Here is a 4953-nt window from a genome sequence, read left to right on the forward strand (position 1 = left end):
ATTTGAGGCCCCTTTTTACAGCGTCATCGGAAAAAGGGTCCTCAAATTGTGGCGGCCTGCCTGCCGGTAGGCAGGGAGGAGCCGCCCGACGACAGGACCCGGAGGCATATGGAGTTATCCATGGATATGCAGAGGCTCAGGATATTCTGCGAGGTATATCGCCAGCGCGGATTTTCGCAGGCTGCGCGCAGGCTCAAGCTCACGCAGTCCGCGGTGAGCCAGCAGGTGCGCGCACTCGAGCGGGAGCTCGGCGTCGCCCTGTTCGACCCGCAGTCGCGCGCGAGCCCGACCGCCGCCGGGGACTACCTCTTCAGGGAGGGGAACCTGATCTTGGCGACCGTCGAGGACGTCTGCAGGGGCGCCCAGGGAGCCGGCGGGCTCGGGAGCGGCATGGTCAAGTTCGGCATGATCGACACCGCTGCCATCGAGATCATGCCCGGCGTGCTCTCCGCCTTCAGGAGGGCCCACCCCGAGGTGAAGGTCGAGGCGGTGGTCAGGGCCAGCGGCGAGCTCATGGAGATGGTGGCGGGCCACGAGATAGAGTTCGCGATAGCGGTCACGAACCGGACCCCCCAGGGCCTCGACTCCTCCACGGTGTACCGCGACTCTATCGTCGCGGTCGTGCCCCAGGGTTCGCGATTCAAGGGCCCGAGAGTCTCGATACGCGAGCTGCGCGGCGAGCCGCTTATCCTCTATCCCCTCTCGTCGCACTCGCGCATGCTCATCGAGGACGTCTTCCGCTCGAACGGCATGGTGCCCACGGTCGCCATGGAGATGCACTACCCCGAGGCGATCTGCTCGCTGGTAGCGCAGGGCATGGGGGTGGGGCTCATCTCCGAGCTCTCCGCGCGCGAGCAGAAGCTGCGCGGCCAGCGCGCGGTGATGATCCGCGAGTTCGAGGGCGTGCGCGAGATCGGCATCGTGCTCCACAAGAGGCGGAGGCCCTCCCCGCAGGCCAGGGCGCTCATGGATGCGGTGAATGCAGCCGGCCGCCGAAGGTAGCGCCGATCCTTTATTCTCTTGATGTCGCGTGCAGATGCTGCGATATGGAAGTCACACAAAACAGAGAGGAGATAAAAAATGGAAAAGGAGAAGACGGGCATGCCGCTTCTCGGCGACAGGTTTCCTGACATGAAGGTTCAGACAACGCACGGCATGAAGAACCTGCCTGGCGACTATTCGGGCAAATGGTTTGTCCTGTTCAGCCATCCCGCGGATTTTACGCCGGTGTGCACGACGGAGTTCGTGGCCTTTCAGAAGAGATACGAAAAGTTCAGAGCCCTGAACTGCGAGCTCATCGGCATGAGCGTGGACCAGGTATTCTCCCACATCAAGTGGGAGGAGTGGATAAAGGAAAAGTTGGACGTCCAGATCCAGTTCCCCATCATTGCCGATACCGGGGCCGTGGCGGAGAAACTGGGTTTAATTCACCCCGGCAAGGGATCGAATACGGTCAGGGCCGTCTTCGTGGTGGATGCGGAGGGGGCGATAAGGATAATGTTCTATTATCCGCAGGAGCTGGGCAGAAACATGGACGAGATATTGAGGTCGGTCCAGGCGATGCAGGTCTCGGACAAGAACGGAGTTGCGATGCCGGCGCACTGGCCGGATAGCGAAGTCGTGGGGAAGGACCACGTGATCATCCCGCCGCCCAAGGACGTCAAGACGGCACAGGAGAGGTTTCAAAAGGCGAAGTCAGGCGAGTTCGAATGCCTCGACTGGTGGCTGTGCCATAAAAAGCTGTGATATCAAGTACATAAATTTAAAGAGGGCCCCCTGGAGAGGGGCCCTCTTTGTCATCCTCCCCTTGAGATTATGATTGACCGATGAGGGGTTATGGGCATATGCTTATTACTGGGAGTGATCATGCCGAGGCCGTTCAAATTCAGGAGGGTGGGCTGGACCCTGATGCACGACTACTTCAAGCCCAGGGGTATCCCGCTCTCCGATCTGCAGGAGGTGATCCTTCGCCTGGACGAGATCGAGGCCATGAGGCTCGCGGACATCGAGGGGCTCTACCACGAGGAGGCTGCGGCAAAGATGAACGTCTCGCGCCAGACCTTTGACAGGATACTGAACAGCGCCCACAGGACGGTAGCCGGCGCGCTCATAAACGGCAAGGCGATCCGGATAGAGGGCGGCAATGTGATCAATGTCGCGGATCAGCCGCGGCCATGGCCGGGCGGAGGGGGCCGCGGCGGGGGCCGCTGGAGGCGTGGAAGGCGCTGGTGAGGGGAAAGGAGGATATATGAGAGGCATGGGAGGCGGAGGAGGCATGGGAGGCGGAGGACGTGGAGGCGGACGGGGTGCAGGGCGTCCAGGCAGTGGCGGCGGGCGCGGCCGGATGGGCGGGCCGCTTGCGGCCGGCCCGGAGGGATTCTGCATATGTCCCAAATGCGGGTTCCGCCAGGCGCACCAGCGCGGTGCGCCCTGTGCGGAGATGAAATGCCCGAAATGCGGTGCGAACATGGTGAGGGAGATAAATACGGAGAAAGGAGGGTGATCGTATGCCGAGAGGAGACGGGACAGGACCGATGGGTGCAGGATCGATGACCGGCCGTGGCGCCGGATACTGCGCAGGGTACGGCGCTCCGGGCTATGCGAACTCGGGGCCGTGGTACGGTTACGGCAGGGGTTTCGGCCGCGGCCGCGGCCGCGGCTTTGGCGGAGGTGGCTGGGGGTGGCGTCATATGTACTACGCCACAGGCCAGCCGGGCTGGATGCGCTCGAGCGGTTATCCGGCACCCTATGTGAAGCCCGACCCTGAGGCGGAGAAGGGGTTTCTCAAGGATCAGGCGGATGCGCTGCAGCAGGAGCTCGATTCGATCAAGAAGCGCCTGTCCGAGCTCGAGGGCGGCGCAGAGTAGCGATTCGATCCGGGCTTGCAGTTCGGCCTCCCCTGTGAGTTAAGGGGGTGGGCCGTTCTGTATCCTCGACAATGGCAAAGGAGATCATTTATTATGAAGATAGCGTTCACGACCTCAGGGGAGGACCTCAATGCCCCGCTGGACACCCGTTTCGGACGTGCGCCCAAGTTTCTCGTCTACGATCTGGACAGCGCGACATTCGAGGTGGTCGACAACCGGCAGAACCTCAACGCGGCGCAGGGTGCCGGTATCCAGTCCGCGCAGACGGTCGCCCGGCTCGGCGTGCAGGCGGTGGTGAGCGGGCATTGCGGCCCGAAGGCCTTTGGCGTACTTGCGGCCGCGGGGATCAAAATCTACAACTGCGACGCCCCGACCATCGCCATGGCCCTCGATCAATACCGCTCAAACAAACTGGTCGAGGCAAAATCGTCGGACGTGGAAAGCCACTGGGCATGAGCGGCGGAATGAAGTCCTCTCTCGACTGCATACCGTGCTTCATACGCCAGTCCCTGGACGCGGCCAGGATGGTGTCCGACGATCCTGCGGTCCATGAGCGGATCGTTCGAGAGGTTCTGGGCTGGTCGAGGGAGATGGATCTCTCAAATCCCCCGCCTGTCCTGGGGCAGCGGATACACAGTATGCTTCGAGAGGTCACGGGAAATGAGGACCCCTATCGCGCGTCCAAGGACCGCATGAACCGCATGGCCATCGGCCTCATTCATGAATTGAGGGCAGAGGTGGATGCCTCGTCCGACCCGCTGGCCACCGCCGTGCGGCTGGCGATCGCCGGCAACGTGATAGACATGGGCGCCAGGGGCAGCGTGACCGAGGAAGATGTCCGCAGCTCGATCGCCGATGCGCTCGCCGGGAACCTCGCGGGGGATTGCGATCGCTTCAGGCGCGCTGCCGCCGAAGCCGGGAACATACTCTATCTGGCGGACAACGCCGGAGAGATAGTGTTAGACCGCCTCCTCATCGAGCGGCTCTCTCCGGACAGGGTGACGCTGGCCGTGCGCGGCGCACCGGTCATCAACGATGCGACCCTGGCGGATGCGAGGGCCGCCGGCCTTCACCACATCGTCGAGGTGATCGACAACGGCTCGGACGCTCCGGGTACGCTGCTTGCGCAGTGCAGCCCTGAGTTTCGCAGCCGTTTCGACGCGGCAGACATGATCATTGCAAAGGGGCAGGGGAATTTCGAGTCTCTCAGCGAAGTCCCCCGCAACATCTTTTTCCTGTTCAAGGTCAAGTGCCCGGTGATCGCGGGGCGGGCCTGCCTGCCGGTGGGCGTCAATGCCCTTCTGGCGCAGGCGGACATGCGCATCGCCGATTCGGGCGGTGCGCCGAGGGAGGCATGATGGCGGCGGAGATCATCCTTCAGCTCAGAAAACACGCCCCCTTCACCGCGTTGGGGACCGCCACCGGCATAGCCATCATGCTGGTCATGTCGATGGAGCAGGTTCCCCGGCACGTCTCGGAAACGCTCTTCTGGACTCTGCACCCCCTTCACGTCCTCGTCAGCGCCCTCGTCACCGTCGCCATGTACAGGTTGCATGCCCCCGGCAGGCTCCTGCGGACGATCCTGATCGGGTATGTCGGTTCTGTCGGGATCGCTACGCTGAGCGACTCCATAATTCCCTTCGCGGGCGAGTGGCTCTTCAGCCTGCCGCATCGCGCCGTGCACATCGGCTTCATCGAGAAGTGGTGGCTGGTCAATCCCCTCGCCCTGCTCGGCATCGCCATAGGGATGGCATGGCCTCATACCCGCTTTCCCCACGCAGCCCACGTCTTCCTGAGCACATGGACCTCCCTGTTTCATATGACCATGGCGCTGGGGGGGGCATTGAATTTCCTGACCGTCGCCGGCATTGGCCTGTTCCTGTTTCTTGCCGTCTGGATCCCGTGCTGCACGAGCGACATCGTTTTCCCGCTGATATGGATCAAAGCGGACAAGGGCCATGCTTGAGACAGGATAGATGAACGACGAGGAGAGGCTCGATGATTCTGGCAGTGGCTTCAGGAAAGGGTGGGACCGGCAAGACGACCGTGTCTGTCAATCTGGCACGGGCGATCGGCTCCGACGTCA

Annotated in this window: 8 protein-coding genes; all 8 read left to right on the forward strand. The window is 62.5% G+C overall.

What is annotated here, in order from left to right:
* The first annotated feature begins 48 nt into the window (after positions 1 to 48).
* On the forward strand, positions 49 to 1002 hold the full coding sequence (locus tag JXA24_07705; protein MBN1283637.1) for a LysR family transcriptional regulator: 954 nt from the start codon (positions 49 to 51) through the stop codon (positions 1000 to 1002).
* A 78-nt stretch (positions 1003 to 1080) separates the two neighbouring features.
* On the forward strand, positions 1081 to 1746 hold the full coding sequence (locus JXA24_07710; protein ID MBN1283638.1) for a peroxiredoxin: 666 nt from the start codon (positions 1081 to 1083) through the stop codon (positions 1744 to 1746).
* A gap of 120 nt (positions 1747 to 1866) precedes the next feature.
* Positions 1867 to 2232 carry a DUF134 domain-containing protein gene (locus JXA24_07715; GenBank protein ID MBN1283639.1) on the forward strand — a complete coding sequence of 122 codons (366 nt, stop codon included), beginning with the start codon at positions 1867 to 1869 and terminating at the stop codon, positions 2230 to 2232.
* 275 nt (positions 2233 to 2507) lie between these two features.
* Entirely contained in the window at positions 2508 to 2867 is a 360-nt protein-coding gene (locus JXA24_07720; GenBank protein ID MBN1283640.1) for a DUF5320 domain-containing protein, read from the forward strand.
* Between the two features lie 93 nt (positions 2868 to 2960).
* Positions 2961 to 3323, forward strand: a complete 363-nt coding sequence (locus JXA24_07725) for a NifB/NifX family molybdenum-iron cluster-binding protein (protein MBN1283641.1) — start codon at positions 2961 to 2963, stop codon at positions 3321 to 3323.
* Between the two features lie 8 nt (positions 3324 to 3331).
* Positions 3332 to 4225, forward strand: a complete 894-nt coding sequence (locus tag JXA24_07730; GenBank protein ID MBN1283642.1) for a DUF89 family protein — start codon at positions 3332 to 3334, stop codon at positions 4223 to 4225.
* Complete coding sequence (locus JXA24_07735; protein ID MBN1283643.1) at positions 4225 to 4833, forward strand: hypothetical protein; 609 nt, start codon at positions 4225 to 4227, stop codon at positions 4831 to 4833. The genes JXA24_07730 and JXA24_07735 overlap by 1 nt, the downstream gene beginning before the upstream one ends.
* 32 nt (positions 4834 to 4865) lie before the next feature.
* Positions 4866 to 4953 (forward strand): P-loop NTPase (locus JXA24_07740; protein ID MBN1283644.1); only part of this gene is annotated, 88 nt, incomplete at its 3' end.

The organism is Pseudomonadota bacterium, assembly GCA_016927275.1.
Classification (GTDB): Bacteria; UBA10199; UBA10199; order 2-02-FULL-44-16; family JAAZCA01; genus JAFGMW01.